Source organism: Lactobacillus taiwanensis, assembly GCF_017894345.1.
GTDB lineage: Bacteria > Bacillota > Bacilli > Lactobacillales > Lactobacillaceae > Lactobacillus > Lactobacillus taiwanensis.
In genome coordinates this window covers 532825-553971 of the sequence record NZ_CP059276.1, presented here as the reverse complement: position 1 = coordinate 553971, position 21147 = coordinate 532825, and the positions used below count along the sequence as shown (strand labels likewise).

The following is a 21147-nucleotide window of genomic DNA, read 5'->3' as shown; positions in this document are numbered from 1 at the left end:
GAAAATGATACTTCTTTTCTATTTATAGATGGTATCTTAATAATGTAAAAAATATGAGGAGGATTTAAAATGACAAAATTAATCGCCGTAGATATGGACGGTACTTTCTTAAGAGATGATAAAACCTACGATAAAGAAAAATTTGCTCGAATTTATCATGAATTAGAAAAGAAAGATATTAAATTCACTATCGCTAGTGGTAATCAATACTATCAAATTACTACTTTCTTTAAAGATTTTCCTAATGTAATCTATGTTGCAGAAAATGGTGCTTTAGTTAGAAATAAAGGAAAAATTTTAGCACTTCATGCTTTCTCAAACGATACAGTTAAACAGATCGAAGATTTTTTATTAAAACAACCTGAATTACAATTTTTAATCTCAGGTGCAAAAAGTGCTTACTTTCCGATTCAATTTACAGATGATTATTACGAAATTTCTACTAAATACTACTATCGTTTAAAGAAAATACATAACCTTAATGAGGTTGATGATAAAGTACTCAAATTTTCAATTTCCTGTCCGGACAAAAAAACAAATTATTATGTAGACTTCTTAAAAAAGAACCTCGGCCGCTATTGTAATGTAACAAGTAGTGGTCATGGCGAAATTGACCTGATTTTACCAGAGATCCATAAGGCTCATGGTTTAGCTGAATTAGGCCAAGTTTTAGGAATTTCTCTTTCTGACATGACTGCTTTTGGTGATGGTAGAAATGACTTAGAAATGATCAAAGAAGTTGGAGATGGCGTAGCGATGTCAAATGCGGATCCAGCAGTTTTAAAAGTTGCAGATCATACAACTACTTCCAATAATGAACAAGGTGTTCTTACTTACATTGAAAATAATATTCTCTAATAACAAAAAGCTTGAAGCAATCCCCATGCTTCAAAATGCCAATCTAATTGATCACAACCCAGTTATCTTTTTTAGACATCTGATTGCTAATATCACTCAAAAAAATAGTTTTACCTGATCCACGTAAACTATAAACAAAAGTAGTTTGATATGGACTTACAGGTTCCTCAAGGCCCTTGATTACGGTATTTAGCTGTTTCGATCTATCTAAAAATATTTTAGGAACATCACCAAATGTTGGATTAAATGGATTCATTATTTTTCCTCATTTATTACTATAAACCGCTTTATACTCTTTTATACTTTTCTATAAAAAAGCAGCCACTCAATAATTGAGTGACTGCAAATATTATTTTTCAATTCTAAATCGATAAAAACCTAAACTCATTTGCTTCAATGTCTTAGCAAAATCTTTTTTATCAAAGTGATTTTGATCAACTAAGGCTTCAAATTCACCATCCGCGTCAACCAACATCTGGTGCGTTCTACGCCAACCATTCTTCTGGTAAAAACGCAAACGACTAACACGTTGATGATAATTCTCTGCATCAGGATCAAGCGGTTCAATATCTAATACGATTTGCTGATCTGGATATTTTTCTTCAAGCATATGTAAAATTCTGCTCCCATATCCATTGCCACGTAATTCTGGTTCAACAGCTAAGTACGCCAAATAAACAGTATTGTCACTAATATAGTAACAAACCATCCCGCAAAATATTTCTCCATCATAAACGGCATTAAGTTGAAGTTTCTTTCGCAAGCTCATTAATACCATTGAGATCCATGAGAATCTTTCCCATTCCGGAAAAGCACTATAATATAAATCTTTAACTTTATGATAATTCTTAGAGCCCCATCGGGCGGCTTGTTCGTCTAAAATAAGAATCCTTCTCTTTTCTATTAATATAATTTACTTCTCTAATTAAAAAATACTTTTCTTTAAAAATCAAATTTCTAATGCTATACAAAATAGGGACAAGCTTGTCTGCTCGCCCCTATTGCTTTAACTATTAATCTGTTTAAATCGTAAGTCAGTTACTATCTTTTCAATACCAGCAATGATATTTTTTACATCATTTTCAGAAACTACGAATCCTTTTTTCTCTAAGCTGGTCACAACTGCTCTTACTACATTATTTAACTTTTTCTCATTTGAGATAAGTTCTTTATCATAAAAATATACATAATCAATCATTAGCTGTCTAGCAAGTTGGATAAAATATATTTGTTGTTTTTCCTTAAAATGAACATATCCTAATACAGTCACACTAATAATACTAATAATCCATAAAGCCAGCTCTACTAATTCTATATAGTCCTTTGTACTCAATCCTCTCCTCTTTTCTTTAAACTAATTAATTTTGACATTCAACTTTTCATCTTTTAAAATCGTAACATCTATAACTTTCGAAAGGTGTTTTTCATGAATTCACAAGATAACCCTATTTTTGTTTCCAATTTAACTAAATGGGATGTATTTAAGGCAACATGGCTAGTGTTTTTTCTAAATTTAATCTATGTACCCCAAAAGTCTCGCTTTACACGTTTTTTTATACATATAATTTATTTCTTAGCAACTATATTTTTTATATTATCTTTAAATAATGCTAATTTTTTGTCTAAAATAATTTGTTTATTAGGAATATTTTCTCCGTTAATCATAACAATCTATGCTGCATTTTTTTGGGCCCAACAATACCCAACTCCAACATTAATTTCTCTATTTTCTTTATCAAATTCAGATATTTCTATTCTGAAAAATAAATATAATATCTCATCAAAAAATATTAATTCTGCTGGAATCTTAGACTTAGATACTGCCATATTTATTAATACAAAAAAGATGTATATTATTAGTTCGTTTAAAGATTCTAATTTAAATAATCATCATCAGAAGGTAATTATAAAAATAATTTCAAAATCTCAAAATAATACAGTACTCAAAAAAACTAAATTATTTTTAACAATAAAAAATAGATGTAAATACTATTTTAGATTTTAATAGTGTAATTTAAATAGCAGCAATTGCTACAGGAAGCAATTCGGGATTTCCCGTAATTACTAGAGCTAAGGCTGCAATACCAATTAATACCACAGTTCGGCCCGCATCTTCAGCAGATAGATTTACATTTAAGTTAGGGATACCGTTTAAAAATGGTAATGGTTTAATTGTCAAATCAATGATAAGTGAAAGTTCGTTGTCTAATAATTTGTCCTCCTCTTTAATTACATTACAAATAAAGGATAATTTATACTCGTCATTACTATTAGCTGACACCTTAACAGAAATATTTCCAGCAGTAATTTTTGAGGACTCCACTAATGTACCAGCACCATTGACTACAATGCCAAGTTTCTCTGGTTTTAATCCGTAAGTATTAGCTAGCCAATTAGTAATATTTGCTGAATTTAATTCTCCATTACTAATTGTGAATACTGGCGAAGATCCTACTTCTGAAAAACTGTCTGTTGCTGTTAAAGTCACCTTTAAAGCTGGACCATTAGAAATAGTAATTGTTTTATTTAAATCAACTGCAAATTTATTATCTAAATTTTTACGAATATTATCTAAAGCATCTGAAACCGAAATTGTATTTTCAGTACCCGGGCTGAAATATTTAGTACCACTATCTTTACCTGAAGCAGCCACTTGGTCAATTGGCGTTCCACCAATAGTATATTCAACAAACTGATCAAAGGCCCAATTTTTTGGCATCTTAAAGCCTAAGTTGCCGCTCCAGCCATATGACATATCAGCCACAAAGCTATACTTCATTCCAACTTTTTCACCATGAAGACATACATTTCTTGTTCCATAAATGCCTGGATTATATCTAGAAGACGCAAGAGCTGATACTACTCCTTCCATATATGGAACAACTGTCCCATCGATATCACCATCTTGAATATCTACATCTACCGCAAAATAAATTGTTGCTCCAGCAGGAAAGCCTAATTTAGATGCTTGATTGACCGCTTTGATACCATCTCGATATCCTTGTATTCTGCTAAAATATTCTATCTCATATCCACCATCTTCATAAATAGGATAAATTGCTAAACCAGCATCAGTAATTTTCTTAATTTCAGCAGCTGTTAAATACTTATCTCTTTTAGAGACCCCTGCTCCAACTGAACCAGTTAAGTATCTCCCCACAATACTAAAACCATAGTTTTTAAAATTAGTTACGTCCTTTGAAGTTAATTGAGTAGAAGTATCTAACGCAATTGAATCGCGATTTGTATTACCATTGCTTGTTAATAAGCCTTTAATCACTGTTAAGTCTGATGTTCCTGTAAATGGTGGCAAATTCATAAACTTTCTGAATGCGACAACAGCGTTAGATACTTCGCTTGTATAATTACCATTACAGCTACCATCGTAAAATCCATTTACATATAAACCATACTGGATAATTCTCACTACTTCTCCATTGGCACCTTGACTAACAGTTGGAGTAGCAGCAATTGTACCGGGACCATAATTACCGTTAGCACCAGCAATCCCAATAGCTTTCTGTAGTGCAAAAATTAAAGCTGTATTTGTTGCTCGCTGGTAAATTCCGTCACAAGGTAAAATCCCTAATTCATCGCTATATTTACCATTTAAATATCTCTGCATTGAACGTACACCGCTTTTACCTTGGCCTTCAATTAAAACAAAAGCGCTCATATCAAACAAAGCAGCCATTAGATTAACAGTTAATTTACCACTAACTGTTACACCAGCATCGTTTTGCAATTCTTTAATAGCCGAAGTTAGATTATCATTAAATTTACTGGTAAAATCTGTCGGACTAATTCTTTATAAGCATAGTAATGTCCAGCGTTTTTTTTATTTTTTCATTCTACATCAAAAAAGCTTTACTCATCATCAAAACGAGTAAAGCTTTTTAACTATTTAAATTTTCAACCTACTAAATTAACTTATATTTCTTAAGCAACTCTTCTACGTAGGTTCCTTTAACTTTCTTCAAGCCTTCCTTAACTATCAGTTTTTCAGGTAAAGGCAAATCAAGCTCAGTTAACTTCTTTCTGTCATTTAAGTAGTACATTGCATTCATTAACATTCTTACATCAAAGGCAGATGCAAATACTTCAGGAACACCGCGATCTACATTAAGCAAAGTGTAGACAGCTTCCATAGCCGTACGTACGGAATATTCAGTAGTAAAGACAGTATCTCTTTCAGTTTCAGCAAAATTACCAATAAAGGCCAAGTTCTTAGACTTGTCTGGTACTACTTTTGGACGATCCCCTAATGCACGTGGCATAAAGTAAGAAGTAATATATGGCATATGGTTTGGAATTGTAGTAGCATCAATTGCCATCTTCTTAATTTCAGATTCAGGAACTCCCATGTGATAAAGCCATTCTTCACAAAGTTCAATACCATCACACTCCGGCATTGTCTTTTTAACATAGTTACCCTTAGTGTTTGAGTATAACCCATACAGCCAAACGATTAATTCATTTGGCTTTTGATTATGAAATTGTGGCTGACGACTAATTGAATAACCAAGTAACCAATTAGAATCTTTAATTGTGGTTGGTCCACTAGTTACAATTGAACCAGAATGTGGATCCTTCTTATTAACCTTTTCAATATAAGGCACAATATCATCATTAGTGAAAGTAACTGTAGCAGAAATCACCCAGTTAGCAGCTGGTATGTTCTCGCAGAATTTTTCTGGATGACCGAAGTCCTCATCTTGAGCTGCTAAATTCTTCCACAATTGCCAACTTGGTCCAAGTTCATGTTTTTGTTCAGCTGGGTGTGTATTGTCTCCATATGTTGTACTTTCGGTAATTGAACCATTGGTTACGAAGACTAAGTCATTAGGAGTTAACTTAATAACTTTTGGTTCACCTTTTTCAGTCATCTTAATTTCAGTGGCAACTTTTTCATCTTCAGTACGGTTAACGATAATATTATTTACAATTGTGTCGTAGTGGAACTTTACCCCGTGCTTCTTTAAGTAACTAATTAAAGGCAGGATTAAGTCTTCATATTGATTGTACTTAGTAAAGCGAAGTGAAGACAGATTCTTCAAAGTTGCTACATGCTGTACAAACCGCATTAAGTAACGACGCATTTCCATTGCACTTGCCCAAGGCATAAATGCAAACATTGTTTGCCAATATAACCAGAAGTTTGACTTAAAGAATTCATCATCAAAGACCTCATTAATTTTCTTATCTTGTAAGTCCTTTTCTGGTGTCATTACTAAATTCAAGATTTCTTTAACAGCCTTTGGTGAAAGAAGTAAATCACCATCTGTTGGTAGTTCTTGACCACGGTTTTCAATGACACGGGTCTTAGAGTAACATGGGTCTTTTCTGTTTTCACGATAGAATTCATCTAAAACACTCTGATCAGGATAATCTAGTGATGGAATTGATCTAAATAAATCCCATAAGGTTTCAAAGTGTGGTTCCATTTCACGTCCGCCACGCATTACATATGCTTGATCAGCTACATTGTAAATAGCATCCATACTTCCACCAGGGAGAGCTAATTCTTCAAGAACGTGAATCTTGTCACCTTTCATATGGCCATCACGAATTAAGAAAACAGCTGCAGCTAAAGCAGCTAATCCTGATCCAACAATATAAGCTGATTTATTATCTACATCTTTTGGCTTTTCTGCATTTATAAAAGCTTCATAATTTCCATTGCTATAATGCATAACACACACTTCTTTCAATAATCGTTACACTTGTAACTATTTACACTTTATATCATAATGACAGTGCTTACATTTGTCAAACATAGTTTTTTTAGAGAAGATGAATAATTATGAATAAAAAAAGTCTTAAAACACAACACCAAATCGAAAATGCGTTATTTTCATTATTAAAAAAGCATCCCTATAATTCTCTCAATGTTTCTCAAATAACTAAACATGCTGGGGTTTCTAGGATGGCTTTCTACCGTAACTATGAACAAAAAGATCAAATTTTAATTACTTTTTTACGTGATCAATATCAAAAATTCATTGATGATTTATCAGACCACAAGCTAACTGACTTTAAGGATCAACTAGCTGTCTACTTTAATTTTTTTAAAGATCACCCCGACCTAATGAAACTATTTCTTAATGCGGGCTTAGAAGGAGAATTACTTAACCAGCAAACTAAATTTTTAAAAGAGCTAATTAATTATTCTCACCCTAATTTAAAACTTCCGTCCTATGCGATTAGCTACCAATCAGGTGGCATTTACATGCTCTTAATCTGGTGGGTTGGTCATAATTATCAAAAGCCAGTTAGTGAACTCTTATCATACATTGAGAATCATATCGTCATTAATAGCTAATTCTTCTCCTACCATTATCTAGCAATAATTTCTAAGCATAATATTTTCTTCTTTTCAATTTTGCTTTCTATAATACAGTTGAAAGTTTAATTTTTTAGAAAGGAAATTAAAATGAAAAAATATATTGCTAAAATTGGACCACTTAATGCCGAAAAAATAGCTTGCTCTCCTCACGGAACTGCTACTTTTACTGAAGATGAGGAACAAGATACGTTACATATTATGATTGAAATGTTCGACACTCCAGCAAACATCGAACACTGGCAACACTTCCATGGTTTCCCTGATGGTAAAGATGCTCATGTAGCAACAATGGACAATGACTTAAATGGAGATGGATTTATTGATTTACCAGAAACTGAGCCAGTGTCAGGTACAACAATGGTTCCTTTCAATAAAAATCCTGAAAAAATTAATATTCCTACTGATTCCTATCCCCATGCTGATGAATCTGGTCACTATCTATACGAAGCTGATGTTCCTTTAAATGAATTAAAGAAGCATTTTAAAGAAATCTTTAACACAACTGATCTAGCTTTAGATAAGCGCGTAGTTTATATTCACGGTGTGCCCGAGAGCCTATCGCTTCCCAACACTGTCCAAGGCAGCGTAGCAAAATATGGTCCACACGTTACTCTTCCAATTGCAGTTGGAAAAATAGAAAAAGTAAATTAATTAATAATACAGAAAAAGCTGATAGACAATCCCAACTTCAGGACTCGTCTATCAGCTCTTTTCTTATTTAGTATTTTTATTAAAAATAAAATTCAATCCAATTGCAATTATAAGTAATCCAGTTGAACACCACATAATTTCTTGAAGGCCTAAATGAAAAATATTTCTCATCGTTGGCAACAAATTCTGCGGTAAGTTCTTAGCCGAATTAGCATCACTCAATTTATTAAGCATGTTCATCGTTATACCCGAATTTTCAATTACACCTTTAGCTAGTTGCATATTCATAATTACACCATAAACAGCTGCCATCACAGTTTGAGCTAAAATCCTAATTAAATAAGAAAGCGATGTTGCTGGCGCCATATTTTTCTCACTAGCATCAACTTGGACTTTTATTTGAAGTAAGACAAAAATAAAACCAACACCAAATCCTGAAAACATTCCAAGAATTGAAAGCCACCAAATATTGGCATTTTGCGGAACCAGCGCCAAGCCAAGAGATGAAATCAAAATACAAATTAATCCCATTGAGAGCAGAGTTCGATTATTAAAGCGAGCTTTTAATGGATTAACTACTAAAGTGCCTACAACATTCACCAAAGAATTAGGAATTAAGGTCATTCCTCCAATTAGAGCAGTTGTCCCCAGCAAACCTTGTGCCCACATTGGTAAATATGTATTGATTGCTAAAAATGCACCCCAACTAAAAATGAAAAGCAAAAAATCACCAACTAAAGCCCGATTTTTAAACATGCTAATTGGAACTACAGGATTTGCATGTCCCTCTTCATGCACAAAGAATAAGATTAATAATAATAAACCTGCAACAATTAAACTTGTAACAATCCAAATTTTAGTTAAACCTAGCAATTGAATTCCCAATAAAAGTGATGTTAGCCCCGCAATGATTAAACATGAACCAAGCACGTCAAACTTCGGTGTTTCTTTAATCTCTCCCTCACGGTAATAGATTAGTGATAATAAGATCGCTAATAAACCGATTGGAATATTAATATAAAAGACCCAGTGCCAGGAAAGAGAATCTACTAAATAGCCACCTACTAATGGTCCTACGATCGCCGCTACGCTAAAAGCAGCACCTAAATATCCTAGAATCTTAGTTCTTGTCCTAATATTGTCAAAAATAAAGCCAGCCATAATATAAGGCAGCGATCCCATACCTCCAGCACCGATTCCCATTAAGGCACGTGCCAAAAGAAAGAAATACATATTGTCAGCCAAGCCTTGAAAAAGAGAGCCTAAAACAAAAAAGAGTAACGACAATTCAAAGGTGGCTTTATTGCCAATTTTTTCGCCGACTTTGGTCCAAATTGGTGTTGAAACGGACATGCCCAGAAGCATAATTGCAATAATCCACCCCATAAATTGAATTCCATGTAAATCCGCAATAATGGCGGGAATTGCAGTATTAATAATTGTACTATCTAATCCTGCCATTACATTAGCCAAAACCATGGCAAATGTCACCATCGTTACCTGCTTTTTTGTCATATGTACACCTACTTTTCTATAAAATAAAAAGCCCCAATTACTTCGCAATAATCAAGGCTAATAATCTATCTAAAATATACTTGCTTAAACTCTCAAACACAAGCTTTATTTTGATGATCTATTAAGTTTTTTATTTGGCTGCCTAAAATTGAAATAAAAATTAAAGACAGTAGCAATTATCAACAAAATAAATGAGACTGCCATAATTTCATGAATACCACTATGAAAAATTCGGCGCATTTCTGGCAAAAGATATTGTGGCAATAATTTAGCAGATTTTGCATCACTTAATTCATTCATCATCTTCATCGTGATATTACTATGCGAATTGATTCCACTAGCTAAAGCTAAGTTCATAATCACACCATATACAGCTGCCATCACAGTTTGGGCTAAGATTCTGATCAAATAAGAAGTTGAAGTAGCAGTCGCCATGTCCTTCATCCCAGCATCAATTTGAACTTTTACTTGGAGTCCCACAAAGATAAAACCAACTCCAATTCCAGAAAAAGCACCCACTACAATTAACATCCACAAAGGTGTTTGGTTATTTGCTAGAAATAACCCACCGGAAGAGATAATCATGGTTACAATTCCAATCATTACTAGCGTAAATGTTCTAATTTTCTCTTGAATTGTGGCAACTGTTTGAGAAGCAATAATTTCAACAATTGAGTTAGGAATCAAAGTCATCCCACCCATTAATGCTGACATTCCCAAAAGCGCCTGTGCCCACATTGGTAAATAGGTGTTTACAGCAATAAAGGCTCCCCAAGTAGTTGCAAATAAAATAAAATCTCCATTTAAATCATGACTTCTAAAAATAGAGAGAGGAATAATTGGATTTTCTGTCTTTGCTTCGTGAAAAAAGAAAAAAATTAATAAGACAATACTTAATAAAATCAAACCTACAACAATCCAAGTTGCAGTAAGACCTAAGAGTTGAATTCCCATTAAAAACATAATCAGTCCAGTAACCAATAAAAATGCTCCTCCCAAGTCAAAAACTGGAGCAGATTTTGGTGTTACCGGTTTATAGTAGATCAATGAAATTAGTAAAGCTATTAAGCCAATTGGAATATTAATATAAAAGACCCAGTGCCATGATAAAGTATCAATTAGCCAGCCTCCTACTAAGGGACCTAAAATTGCAGCTCCATTGAAACTAGCAGTTAAATACCCCAAAATTTGAGTTCTTTTCTTGATATTTGGAAAAACATAACCCGCAATAATATAAGGCAGTGATCCCATACCACCGCCTCCAATTCCCATGATCATTCTTGCTACTAAGAAAAAGTAGATACTTGGGGCAATTCCTTCTAAAGTTGAGCCCAAAACAAATAATCCTAAGGCAATTTCAAAAGCTAGTTTATTAGTAATTTTTTCACCAATTTTTGTCCAAATAGGTATTGAAACAGACATTCCTAAGAGATAGATTGCAACAATCCATCCCATAAATTGGATTCCATGTAGCGCTGAAACAATTGCCGGAATTGCAGTATTAGTAATTGTTCCATCTAATCCAGCCATCACATTCCCTAGCATCAGCGCTATTGTTACCATAGTAATCTGTTTTTTATTCATTCAAGCACTTCCCTCAATAACAAAAAGAGCTCTTATTACATTAAGTAACTAGAGCTTGGACATTTATCTTTATATTATGCAAACTTTTTGCTTAAAATTGCAAGAATCTTAAAAAAATAGCTATGATTTTTTTACAAACTTAGGTATAATCAATAGCTGTGTTTACTTTTCACTTATTTTTCAAGAGAGGAAAAAGTATCTTATGGAACATAGTTGGATGCTTAAGTATTTTGCCGAGTTTTTCGGTACTTTGATTTTAGTATTATTTGGTAATGGTTCAGTTGCAAATTCTTTCTTAAAAGGTACAACTGGTAATGCTCCTGATGGCAAAGCTAACGGTGGTTGGATCTTGGTTGCCTTCAGTTTTGGCTTTGGTGTAATGCTTCCTGCCATGCTATTTGGTTCAATTTCAGGTAACCATATTAACCCAGCAGTTACAATTGCCCAAGCAGCTGCTGGTAACTTTCCATGGTCACAAGTCGCTCCCTACATTGCTTGCCAATTATTAGGTGCAATTTGTGGTCAATTGCTTGTTTTAGCCGTTTACTGGCCACACTTTAAAGAATCTACTAATCCTGATATCGTATTTTCTTGTTTTGCCACTAGCGATTGTACTAACAGCAAGTGGAACGGTTTCGTTTCCGAAGTAGTTGGTACTGCAGTTTTAATGTTTGTAGCAATTGGCCTTTACAAGGGGATGTTCTTCAAGCAAGCTGTTGATATTGCTAATATCGGTGTCGGATTCTTAATCACTGCATTAGTTATGGCTCTTGGTGGTCCAACTGGTCCAGCTCTTAACCCAGCACGTGATTTTGGTCCAAGACTTGTTTACTCATTATTGCCTATCCCTAATAAAAAGGGTGGCGCACACTGGAGTTATGGCTGGATTCCTGTTGTTGCTCCTATCCTAGGTGCAATTATTGGAATTTTCCTTTACAAGATTCCTTTTGGACTTTAATTAAGTATGTAAAAAAGCAGATCATTTTGATCTGCTTTTTTAATGCCCAAAAACTGTATTAGTCCGTCTATTAAATGCATAAATAGAACTTAAAGAAATAATTATTACTACACCAAACATCAACAAAATCGCTCCCCACGAAGAAGCTAATGTGACCCAAACTAAAACGTATTTTTTACTTTCAAAGATTTTAGTAAATAAATTAAACAGTAGGACTCTACATAAAAATTCTTCTCCAATTCCGGCTGCTAGACAAGCTGCCATAATTAGAGTAGTCATTTTGGCAATTACTGGTAATGGCAAAACGCATAAGATCCCTAAAATAACTATTGAGAAAAATAAGTTTCTAATAAAAATTCCGCTCCAGGCTAACTTATCATACCAATCCTCTTTTAAATTAATTGCACCAAGATTTGTACCGATTACAATCATACTTAAAGGGGTATTCAAATTAGCAATATAATTCATCGGATCAGAAATTACATCAGATAATTTAAACTGTGTTATGAACAAAACCATCCCAATGACTGCCGCAATAATATTAGGATTATCACGGCTTGCTGAAAAATTTCTCTAAATGACTTTTTCTTTTATGTGAATATCCTAATTCCATGCGTCCACATGAAAATGTTATAAACAATCAAATAAAGAGCTGCAAAAAAGACTCCTTAGTTCCTAAAATCGCTTGTACTAATGGCACTCCCATAAACCACCCAGCATTAGTAGAGGTACCGGCATATTGCAAAACTGTTCTTTTCTGGTGATTCTTGACCCACTTCTCATTAAAAATTGTCCTACTAATAATAATTCTAAAGACAAATAAACCAGCTACAAGTGAAAATACTAAACCAAATTGTAATAGTCGTATTTTTGAAAATGACTGTCGAAAAGAATTGACAATTAAACAGAGTGATATCACATATAACAGAATCTTGGTTAAATCTTTAACAGTTTGCCCATGCAAAAACTTAACTTGATAACATACTCAACCAATAATCATCAAAATGAACATAATTACTACTTGTTTTGTCGACAGTATTAAAGCCATTACCTTCCTCCATCTTTAAAACTGCAACTATCTATATGATCATTAATTAATCCCACTGCCTGTAAAAACGAATATATCGTTACTGGTCCAACAAACTTAAACCCTAATTTTTTCATTTTCCTTGAAACTTGCTTAGATAGTTCATCTGAAGCTGGAACATCTTCAACTTTTTGAGGATGGTTAATTATTGGTTCAGGAATAAATTTAATTAAAAATTGTTCCAAAGTTTGTCCTTCTTTTTCCATTTTTAACAAAACTTTTGCGTTATTAATTGCTGCATTAATTTTCAAACGATTGCGAACAATTCCTTTATTTTGCATTAATCTTTCAAAATCTTGTTCATTAAATTTAGCCACTTTATGATAATCAAAATTTGCAAAAGCAGCTCGAAAATTTTCTCTTTTATTTAAAATAGTCTCCCATGATAAACCAGATTGAAAACTTTCTAAAACTAGCATTTCATATAAGTAATTCGAATTTAAATTAAGTTTTCCCCATTCTTTATCATGGTAATATTGATATACAAGATTTTTACTATTTCCCCAACTGCATCGCTTTACTTTCACTTTTATCACCCCATTTTTTATATTAAAATTTCTCAACTTGATATATTCTATTCATCAAAGTCGTTAAGTCGCTATTACGCTGATGATAGGCAACAGTTAAATAAAGGCAGTCACTAGTTACTTGAATGCCCTCAAATTCAGTACAAAAATCTAAAGCATCAAGTTTTAAACTATTGTCTAAGTTAACTACAGACCACTTATCTGCGTTAGATATTCCCCAGGGAATTTTGACTATTTCACGTGGTTTTCCTTGCTTAGGAAATCCTAAAAAAGTCGTATGCGGACTAGGTTGACTTGAAATATAAATATCCTTGTTATCATCTATCGCATAACCCTGAATAGACAGAATCTTTTGATCATTAAAATGCGGAACGTTAAAAGCACCTAGACAGGTTAACTCTTGAATATTAATATCTTCAGAGGTTTCTTCTGCAGCATCTAGCTTCTCATTCACTTCATTAAGATTATAAATGGCGAAGTGTCCCATATGACTATTATCTATACTAGCAATCAAAAAATACTGACCATTGGGCGATACAGCAGCTTCAACTCTAACTAAATCTTTTCCAGGATAAGCCACACTTCCATCACCATAACCTGAGCCTGCACGATTAAGATAAGACAAACGCGGTAAATCGGTATTATTAGTAAATGTTTGCGTCTGATATCCAGAAACTGCTACTCGAGCAATTTGCGTGGTCCAATAAGTATTCCCATGCCTTTTAGGTTTAGTACCAACAAACCACTTATTGTCTTCTCCACTTTGTACCCAAGTCTGAGTATGTCCGCCAGCAGTTCCAGCTGAATTTGGCCCTTTCAAGAATAAAATTGGATGATTTTCATCAAAGGTCACAGTTCCACTATCATTTGGAGTTTGATAAACAATAACATCGCTCTGTTTATGAAGTAGTTGCAAAGCAAAAACATTGCTCCCGACGAGCGCCGATGATTGAACAACAACATGATGTATATTTTCTAATTTATTTACTAAACGTATTTGAGTTTCTTTACCAATCATAACTGGACAAATCCTTTCTTTATTCATCCTACCCTCAAATTTATTATGAGTGATTTGAATCAAGACAACAAATAAAGTAAACTGCTTCATAAATCTTATTTATATAGAAGTTCATTAAGATAATATCTAAAAAAATAAATATTATTATCTTTAGTGGAGTCTGGAGTTTTATCATTGGTATTTTAACTGCCTTATATTTAAATGTTATCAATTACATTATTGATTTCATTTGAGGATATTTTGATCATCATATACATTCTCCGTTGCATACTGTTTATCCCTTTCCTATTTGCATCCCCATGGGAATCATTATTGGAATCTTAGTAAAAAAATTAGGTGCTTATCCACTCACTATCGAAGAGGTGCTTCGCAGCGTTCAAACTTGACTATCATTCCTGCTGAAAATCCCTAACTTAAAGCTATTCTATGGGGATTAGTCCTTAGTAGCTTAACTTTAATTACTGACTATGCACTATTTTCTGGAGAATTTCATATCGTACCATTTTCTAAGACTGCACTTTCATATTCTCCATTATTTTTACTTGTAATAGCGTTAGTCATTCTACTATTAGGCTGGCGAGGAGGTAAGATTTTTCCTGCTATCTTTGCCAGTGTGGCTATTGGAGCAGCAATCGCACAATGTACTCCTATCCAACCAGTAATTACGGTTTTTCTAACCGTTGTCGCAAGTATAACAATAATTCTAAAAAAGACATTCCTTACAGTAATTTTATTAATTTTTTTATTACCAATTTATTTAGCTCCACTAATTTTTATTACAGCATATCTAGTAATGCTACTACATAAGTTTATTTTTAGAAAAGTTAAGCTTGGTTTTTAATTCAATGTTAAAATAAAAATAATTTATCACGAAAAGAGGATCAAATTATGTCAGCATCAACAGAAAGCAATTACCAATTATTAGTGAAACAAGCTGAAGCTCTAGTAAATGGAGAAAGTGATTGGATTGCAAATGCAGCAAATATTTCTGCGTTGTTGTTTAATGCGCTTAATGATGTTAACTTCGCAGGAGTTTATCGCTATGAAAATAACGAACTAATTCTTGGACCATTTCAAGGAAAACCAGCCTGCGTACATATTGCTATTGGCAAGGGAGTCTGCGGAACAGCTGCAAAAGAAAAGCAAACTCAAATTGTAAAAAATGTACACGAGTTTGCAGGTCATATTGCTTGTGATAGCAATTCAAATTCCGAAATTGTCGTTCCCATTTTCAATAGAAATGGTGCTCTATGGGGCGTATTCGACTTTGATTCGACCAAAGTTGCTAATTTTAATGAATTAGATCAAAAATATTTAGAAGAAATCTCTAATATTTTTAAATTTTAATAGTAAACTTCTCAACACTAAAAAAGGCCCCTCACGGAGCCTTTTTCTGTGTATTAAATTTCTTTTAAAGCATCAGCAATTGGTGTCTTACCACTACTCATTGGAATAACCTTACCAATTGTATTTGGATATTTCAAAATTTCAGCTAATGTTTTGGCAACATCAGGAATTGGATTTGAATCAGCTGCTTCAACATTAAGCTGAATTTTACCTGTTCCAGCTTCTTCAGTAAGACTGCCTGCTTGCAAAATAGTATATTCTAAGTTCGTAGAATCCATCAAATAAGTATCTGCAAAGAACTTAGCAGCTAAATAATCTTCTAAGCTCGGAATTTTTTTCCAAGAATTAATATCTAAACTAAGCATTGAACTGAGCATAATATAACGCTTAATGCCTACCTTTTCAGCAGCCATCATTGTCTTAATCGCTCCCATTGCATCCGTCTGAATTAAATCCTTACCTCTTGAACCGGCAGTGAAGTAAATTGTATCAAAACCTTTTACCTGCTTAGCAATATTATCAACATTTGCATGTAAATCTAGCTTGTCGGCTGTAACGCCTTCCAATTTAATAATATTTTCTGGATGACGAGCAGCCGCAGTCACAGTATTACCATCTGCTACTAAATCTTTAATTAAATCTGTAGCCACTCTTCCTGAGCCACCAAAAATAAAAATCTTAGCCATAATTTTTCCTCCTAGAAAAACTTACAGCTTTATTTTAACTTACTTTTTATTAGTAGTCTAAAATTTGCACTTTTTACTTAGTAATGAAATCAAGTAATTTAAACATTACCTCTTGATTTTCTTCTGGTACTCCATGAGCAATAATTTCTTCGCCAGTTTGATGCAAATCATTATTTTCTAGTGGATAATCAACGTCATTGATTGCAATTTCTCTTACGTTATCTTCTTCTGGTTCAAAATGAAATTGTAAGCCAATCACGTTATCACCAAGCAAAAAGCCTTGATTCTCTACTAAATCGCTTGAAAACAATAATTTAGCACCTTCTGGAATTTCAAACATTTGCTCATGCCAGTGGAGAGCCGTTAATTTTTCAGATAAATCTGGGATAGTTGAGTCTTTTAAGTAAACTGGAGCCCAGCCTACTTCTTTATGAGGAGCATCTAAAATTTTAGCGCCTATAGTTTTAGCAATTTGTTGTCCGCCGAAACACGCACCAAGCATTGGTTTATGAGCATGAAGCATTGCTTTAATTAATTGTCTTTCTTGTTTAATCCAAGCTAAATCAGCATTTGGACTCATCGGTCCGCCAAGAATTATTAATAAATCCGTTTCTTTAACAGTCGGTAATTTGCCAAATGTTTCAGGATGATAAACATAGAATTCATGGTGATGTTGATCGGCCCAAGTCTTAATTGAACCTGGTCCTTCATTTGGAGTATGCTGCAAAACATTTACACGCATAATTTATCTCACTTTCTAATTTGCATAAACCTCATGCTTTAAAATTCCCACATAAGGCAAGTTTCTGTACAAGCCATTATAATCTAGCCCGTACCCAACCAAAAAACCATCTGGAGCCTTAAAGCCGTAATAATCAGCATGAAAATCTACTACTCGTGTGTTTGGCTTATCAAGCATTGCAACAACTTCAACACTCTTAGCTCCACGATCTTTCATTACTTCACTGAGTGCTTGTAATGTACGCCCAGTATCAATAATATCTTCCATAAAAATTACTGGACGACCCTTCACATCTGACTTAATATCTTGCGTAATCTTTACTTTTCCAGTTGATTGGCTTCCTACATAGCTAGATGCCTTAATAGGATCAATGATCAACTTAAAATCTAATCTCTTAATCATATCGCTAGCAAAAATCATAGCACCATTTAAGACTGGAATAATAATTGGCTCTTCATTTCTATACTTCACATTTAAGTCAGCAGCCATTTCATCCATACGACCATCTAAGTCGCTTTGACTATACAATATACGTTCGATATCGTTATTCATTCTGTAATTCCTCTTCATTAAAATCGTCAATGATGAAATTTTAACACAAATAAAGAGTTTTTTTTAGTCTTTTTAAGTTATTTATTAATTATCTTTGTTAAGATGTATAAAATTGTTCGTATTTCTTTAAAACGGTAAAATTATTTATATTTTTTAGATTTTCTCTTAAAATTAAGTCACAGAAAATTCATAAATTCACTCTAATATTAATACCAATCAATTAAAGAAAGGAATGGTTTAATGATATTATTACTTATTTTAGGAGCTAGTACGATTGCAGTACTTGCTGCAAATGCTGCTATTATAAATAAACCAGTTCCAGTTCCTCTAAAGGCTCGTCGGAAATAAATCGATATTTTTATTCTTCATTTTCTTCTATTTTTAGTATTGAACAAAAACCTCGTTGCTACTTAGAACTGATATAGTCCTACTTTAGTAGACAGTACAAATATATCAAGTTGTACTATCTATGAAAGTAGGACTTTTTTCTACGTAAAGTCAAGCACAATAAGGTGTTTGACTTTATTTTTTACCTAAATTTTGTCACGAGTATCTTTTAGTGGCGATTTATTTTTAATAGAAAGCATACTAAATAAGCCCATCTCTATATTTAATTTATGGGCTTAGCGTTATAATGTACTTGATCAATTAATTACGACTAAAGTCTTTTTGGTTATGTGTGGCTACGTTGTAATCATATAGTTGATCATTGATAATCAGAGCATAAATAGTTCTGATTAGTTTATGAATTGAAGCAATAGCTATCTTTTTGAACCCTTTGGTTTGAGAAGATAGCTTTTTGCTTTCATAATAATCTGCTATATGACACGGATTTGTCTTAGCTGCATTATCAATTTGTCCAATAGCTCGATAAAGCAGCTTGCGTGCCACTGCATTGCCATGCTTGGTAATACTTAAACTAGAATCCATTTCACCTGACTGATATCTGCCTGGATCAATTCCAATAAAGGCGTTAATCTTATTTGGATTACTAAACCGGCGTAAATCTCCTAATTCCGCTAAAACTCTGACGGCAGTCGTTTGGGCAAAGCCTGGAATGCTTTGAAGATTTTCTAAATCATGACTAGGCAAAGACTTCGCTAGCTTAACCATTCTTGCGATTAAATTTTCTCTTTGATCACTTAAATTAAGCAATCTGTGTGCATAATACTGCACTTGCTCAACTTCTATGCTAGAGCAAGATACAACTGGATAAGCTTGATGAGATAATTCAATTAATTTATCTGCAGTCTTTAGTGCATGTCTAAATCCTATACCCTTTAAGCTCATTAACCAGTTAATAAGTTGTTTTTTATCCTCTCTTCTTACTAAGTCATAATGAGGATATTGCACAACTATTTGCCAGTAATTTTTACCTTTAGCACAAGAAAATAGATTTTCAATTTCAGAAAAAGTGGATTGTAAAGCTTGATGAAGTCTATTTTTAGCCATTACTAAATCAGCCGTTAACTGGTCATAGAAACGACTAAGCGAATTAAGCTGTCTATAAGTTTGAGATTGAAGTTGATTAATTGGATGATGATATAGCCTTTGAATTAAGGCTAAATGATAAGCATCAGTTTTATCAGTCTTGTTATGACGCAGCCCCATATCCATTTCTTTTTTAGCTTTAAGAGGATTAAGAATTACATAATCATAACCATAGTCTTCCAAAAAAGATTGCAGTTTACGTGAATAAACACCGGTAGCTTCAAAAATGATTTGCGGATGTTTAGAAAAAGCAGTTAATTCATGAAGCAATTGGATAAAACCAGGACGATTATTAGTAATGGTTAGTTCATTTTTGCTTTCACCAATTAATTCACAAACAGTAGAAGTAGACTTGCTTACATCAATTCCAAAAGTAACTTGCATAATAAAAACCTCCAAAACTTAGTAGTAAAACGTATTCACTTAAGAAATCAGATCTAATTTTCTAAACTCGACATCTAGTGTCCACATTCTTCGAAGAGATTATTGATAACTTAAGTAAAACTGCCAGTTTTGTATACGACATCAAGTGTCTAAAAGCCTCAGGGCATATGGTTTTACTACTACTTTAATTCTACAAGAGAATAAAAATAGTGAATCAATTATCCCGTCGGATAATCAATTCACTATTTAGCTTAGAATGTTTTGTATGTCCAGAAAAAGTAAATTTAGTTATGAAATCAAACTTAAAGCAGTTAAACAATATTTAAATTGTGAAGCATGATACGCATCAAGTGATTTTTGATCTTTCCAGCTATCAATCAAAAGAATTGTTTCAGAATCATCTATAGGAATGAAATAATCATGTTTTTCATTTCCTGGTTCTTATCTAATCCGATCTGCTACACCGCTTTTTTCCATTTCTTCAGCAAATTTACGTGCACTACCATTTTTTCAGTGTAATAAAGATTAACTGTTAAAGACATAATTAAAGCGCTTTCGTTTATAAATACTAGTTTCTTTTCATTACTAAAATTGGATAAGCTTTTCCTTGATCATCAAATTTTGATCTTTCTACTACTTTAAAACCCATATGTTCATAAAATCCACGTGCTTCTGGATTCTGTTCATTAACGGCAAGTTAGTTAACATCAAAATTATCAATTCCATAAGCGATTAATTTTTTACAAATTCCTATTCCATGCTGTCTATCATCAACAAATAAAATTTCTAGCTTTTGATCATTAACTCCCATAAAAGCAACGGGTACTTTTTTATCATCGTAAACTACTAGCAGATGGATTTACCCCGTTTAATGCGTGGGGAACATATTCTTTTATATCATTACTCTCTTCGTCTGATAAAAAATGATGCGTCGCACGCACACTATTTTCCCAGACAATTAAAAGCCTTCCTTCTGTTACCTTATCTAAATTTTTAACTTCTACTATATTCATTACTATCCTTTTTTATTAATAATTTTTTCAAACTCTTTACTAAAAGACGATTTCTGGATATCTTTACTAATAAAGTAAACAATTGCTTGATCATCAAAAATTGAAAAAGCAATTCGAGCAGAACCAAGAGTACTAAGATTTAAGCGAAATTCATAAATTTTTTGTCCATTAATTCTTTTTCTACTAGCTAGTTTAACCTTGCTCATCCCTATTGCTATTTCCTTAATAATAGCTTTCTCAATTAGCTCCTTTATTAGGGGGACTTGCTTATTATATTTCTTAAAGAAGCCCTTACATCCACGCTCATCAAATTTTATTTGCATTTTATTTATCCAGATTAACAAAAAAGGCCTCAGTTTCCTGAGGCCTTTTTCTAATAGACTTATTG

General features: G+C 33.1%; 20 protein-coding genes and 3 pseudogenes. 6 read left to right on the top strand and 17 right to left on the bottom strand.

The genetic code is table 11. The annotated features are described in order from the left end of the window. Positions 1-69: 69 nt before the first annotated feature. A complete protein-coding gene (locus H1A07_RS02640) occupies positions 70-858 on the top strand; it encodes a Cof-type HAD-IIB family hydrolase (protein WP_210145272.1) in 789 nt (262 codons plus the stop codon). A 43-nt stretch (positions 859-901) separates the two neighbouring features. On the opposite strand, the gene H1A07_RS02635 is transcribed toward H1A07_RS02640, so the two are convergent. The 3 genes from H1A07_RS02635 to H1A07_RS02625 all read right to left on the bottom strand — a co-directional run bounded on the left by H1A07_RS02635 (position 902) and on the right by H1A07_RS02625 (position 2191). Beyond that, positions 902-1114, bottom strand: coding sequence for a P-loop NTPase family protein (locus tag H1A07_RS02635; RefSeq protein WP_094503384.1), 213 nt, complete (start codon positions 1112-1114; stop codon positions 902-904). Between the two features lie 93 nt (positions 1115-1207). Further along, positions 1208-1636 (bottom strand): GNAT family N-acetyltransferase, encoded by a 429-nt coding sequence (locus H1A07_RS02630; protein WP_057718823.1) that lies wholly within the window; start codon positions 1634-1636, stop codon positions 1208-1210. Between the two features lie 228 nt (positions 1637-1864). Then, positions 1865-2191 carry a helveticin gene (locus H1A07_RS02625; protein ID WP_210145271.1) on the bottom strand — a complete coding sequence of 109 codons (327 nt, stop codon included), beginning with the start codon at positions 2189-2191 and terminating at the stop codon, positions 1865-1867. Positions 2192-2284: 93 nt separating this feature from the next. Here H1A07_RS02625 and H1A07_RS02620 point away from each other — a divergent pair, with 93 nt between their 5' ends. Beyond that, the gene (locus H1A07_RS02620; RefSeq protein ID WP_057718821.1) at positions 2285-2863 is read left to right on the top strand and encodes a hypothetical protein; all 579 of its coding nucleotides are present in this window, start codon (positions 2285-2287) and stop codon (positions 2861-2863) included. A gap of 9 nt (positions 2864-2872) precedes the next feature. On the opposite strand, the gene H1A07_RS02615 is transcribed toward H1A07_RS02620, so the two are convergent. Both H1A07_RS02615 and H1A07_RS02610 read right to left on the bottom strand, forming a co-directional pair. Next, on the bottom strand, positions 2873-4603 hold the full coding sequence (locus H1A07_RS02615) for a glycoside hydrolase domain-containing protein (protein ID WP_244974158.1): 1731 nt from the start codon (positions 4601-4603) through the stop codon (positions 2873-2875). A 175-nt stretch (positions 4604-4778) separates the two neighbouring features. Continuing rightward, positions 4779-6551 carry an oleate hydratase gene (locus tag H1A07_RS02610; RefSeq protein ID WP_210145479.1) on the bottom strand — a complete coding sequence of 591 codons (1773 nt, stop codon included), beginning with the start codon at positions 6549-6551 and terminating at the stop codon, positions 4779-4781. Between the two features lie 110 nt (positions 6552-6661). Between H1A07_RS02610 and H1A07_RS02605 the strand changes: the two genes are divergently transcribed. Both H1A07_RS02605 and H1A07_RS02600 read left to right on the top strand, forming a co-directional pair. After that, on the top strand, positions 6662-7180 hold the full coding sequence (locus tag H1A07_RS02605; protein ID WP_094517325.1) for a TetR/AcrR family transcriptional regulator: 519 nt from the start codon (positions 6662-6664) through the stop codon (positions 7178-7180). Positions 7181-7291: 111 nt separating this feature from the next. Continuing rightward, positions 7292-7855, top strand: coding sequence for a hypothetical protein (locus H1A07_RS02600; RefSeq protein WP_210145270.1), 564 nt, complete (start codon positions 7292-7294; stop codon positions 7853-7855). A 63-nt stretch (positions 7856-7918) separates the two neighbouring features. On the opposite strand, the gene H1A07_RS02595 is transcribed toward H1A07_RS02600, so the two are convergent. Together H1A07_RS02595 and H1A07_RS02590 are read right to left on the bottom strand one after the other, a co-directional pair. Next, positions 7919-9370 carry an MFS transporter gene (locus tag H1A07_RS02595; protein ID WP_210145269.1) on the bottom strand — a complete coding sequence of 484 codons (1452 nt, stop codon included), beginning with the start codon at positions 9368-9370 and terminating at the stop codon, positions 7919-7921. 105 nt (positions 9371-9475) lie between these two features. Then, positions 9476-10954 carry an MFS transporter gene (locus tag H1A07_RS02590; RefSeq protein ID WP_210145268.1) on the bottom strand — a complete coding sequence of 493 codons (1479 nt, stop codon included), beginning with the start codon at positions 10952-10954 and terminating at the stop codon, positions 9476-9478. A gap of 202 nt (positions 10955-11156) precedes the next feature. Here H1A07_RS02590 and H1A07_RS02585 point away from each other — a divergent pair, with 202 nt between their 5' ends. After that, entirely contained in the window at positions 11157-11912 is a 756-nt protein-coding gene (locus tag H1A07_RS02585; protein WP_210145267.1) for an MIP/aquaporin family protein, read from the top strand. A 39-nt stretch (positions 11913-11951) separates the two neighbouring features. On the opposite strand, the pseudogene H1A07_RS10450 reads toward H1A07_RS02585, so the two are convergent. From H1A07_RS10450 to H1A07_RS02570, 3 genes and pseudogenes are all read right to left on the bottom strand, one after another. Next, positions 11952-12960, bottom strand: a pseudogene (locus tag H1A07_RS10450) (AEC family transporter). Then, complete coding sequence (locus H1A07_RS02575; protein ID WP_094497313.1) at positions 12960-13526, bottom strand: DNA-3-methyladenine glycosylase I; 567 nt, start codon at positions 13524-13526, stop codon at positions 12960-12962. Before H1A07_RS02575 ends, H1A07_RS10450 begins: the two are co-directional and overlap by 1 nt. A 22-nt stretch (positions 13527-13548) precedes the next feature. Continuing rightward, positions 13549-14544, bottom strand: a complete 996-nt coding sequence (locus H1A07_RS02570) for a class III bacteriocin (protein WP_094503431.1) — start codon at positions 14542-14544, stop codon at positions 13549-13551. A gap of 888 nt (positions 14545-15432) precedes the next feature. Between H1A07_RS02570 and H1A07_RS02565 the strand changes: the two genes are divergently transcribed. Further along, positions 15433-15891 (top strand): GAF domain-containing protein, encoded by a 459-nt coding sequence (locus tag H1A07_RS02565; RefSeq protein WP_153938958.1) that lies wholly within the window; start codon positions 15433-15435, stop codon positions 15889-15891. A 53-nt stretch (positions 15892-15944) separates the two neighbouring features. On the opposite strand, the gene H1A07_RS02560 is transcribed toward H1A07_RS02565, so the two are convergent. From H1A07_RS02560 to H1A07_RS02535, 7 genes and pseudogenes are all read right to left on the bottom strand, one after another. Further along, positions 15945-16577, bottom strand: a complete 633-nt coding sequence (locus H1A07_RS02560) for an NAD(P)H-binding protein (protein ID WP_210145266.1) — start codon at positions 16575-16577, stop codon at positions 15945-15947. A 73-nt stretch (positions 16578-16650) separates the two neighbouring features. Further along, entirely contained in the window at positions 16651-17319 is a 669-nt protein-coding gene (locus H1A07_RS02555) for a type 1 glutamine amidotransferase (RefSeq protein WP_210145265.1), read from the bottom strand. A gap of 15 nt (positions 17320-17334) precedes the next feature. Next, positions 17335-17871 (bottom strand): hypoxanthine phosphoribosyltransferase, encoded by a 537-nt coding sequence (gene hpt, locus H1A07_RS02550; RefSeq protein ID WP_094499181.1) that lies wholly within the window; start codon positions 17869-17871, stop codon positions 17335-17337. A 648-nt stretch (positions 17872-18519) separates the two neighbouring features. Continuing rightward, on the bottom strand, positions 18520-19746 hold the full coding sequence (locus tag H1A07_RS02545) for an IS110 family RNA-guided transposase (protein ID WP_210145264.1): 1227 nt from the start codon (positions 19744-19746) through the stop codon (positions 18520-18522). Between the two features lie 330 nt (positions 19747-20076). Beyond that, a pseudogene (locus tag H1A07_RS10095) lies at positions 20077-20288 on the bottom strand (putative quinol monooxygenase); the annotation flags it as partial. Between the two features lie 26 nt (positions 20289-20314). After that, positions 20315-20759: pseudogene (locus tag H1A07_RS02540) on the bottom strand (GNAT family N-acetyltransferase). Between the two features lie 2 nt (positions 20760-20761). Next, complete coding sequence (locus tag H1A07_RS02535) at positions 20762-21082, bottom strand: hypothetical protein (RefSeq protein ID WP_210145263.1); 321 nt, start codon at positions 21080-21082, stop codon at positions 20762-20764. Positions 21083-21147: the final 65 nt, after the last annotated feature.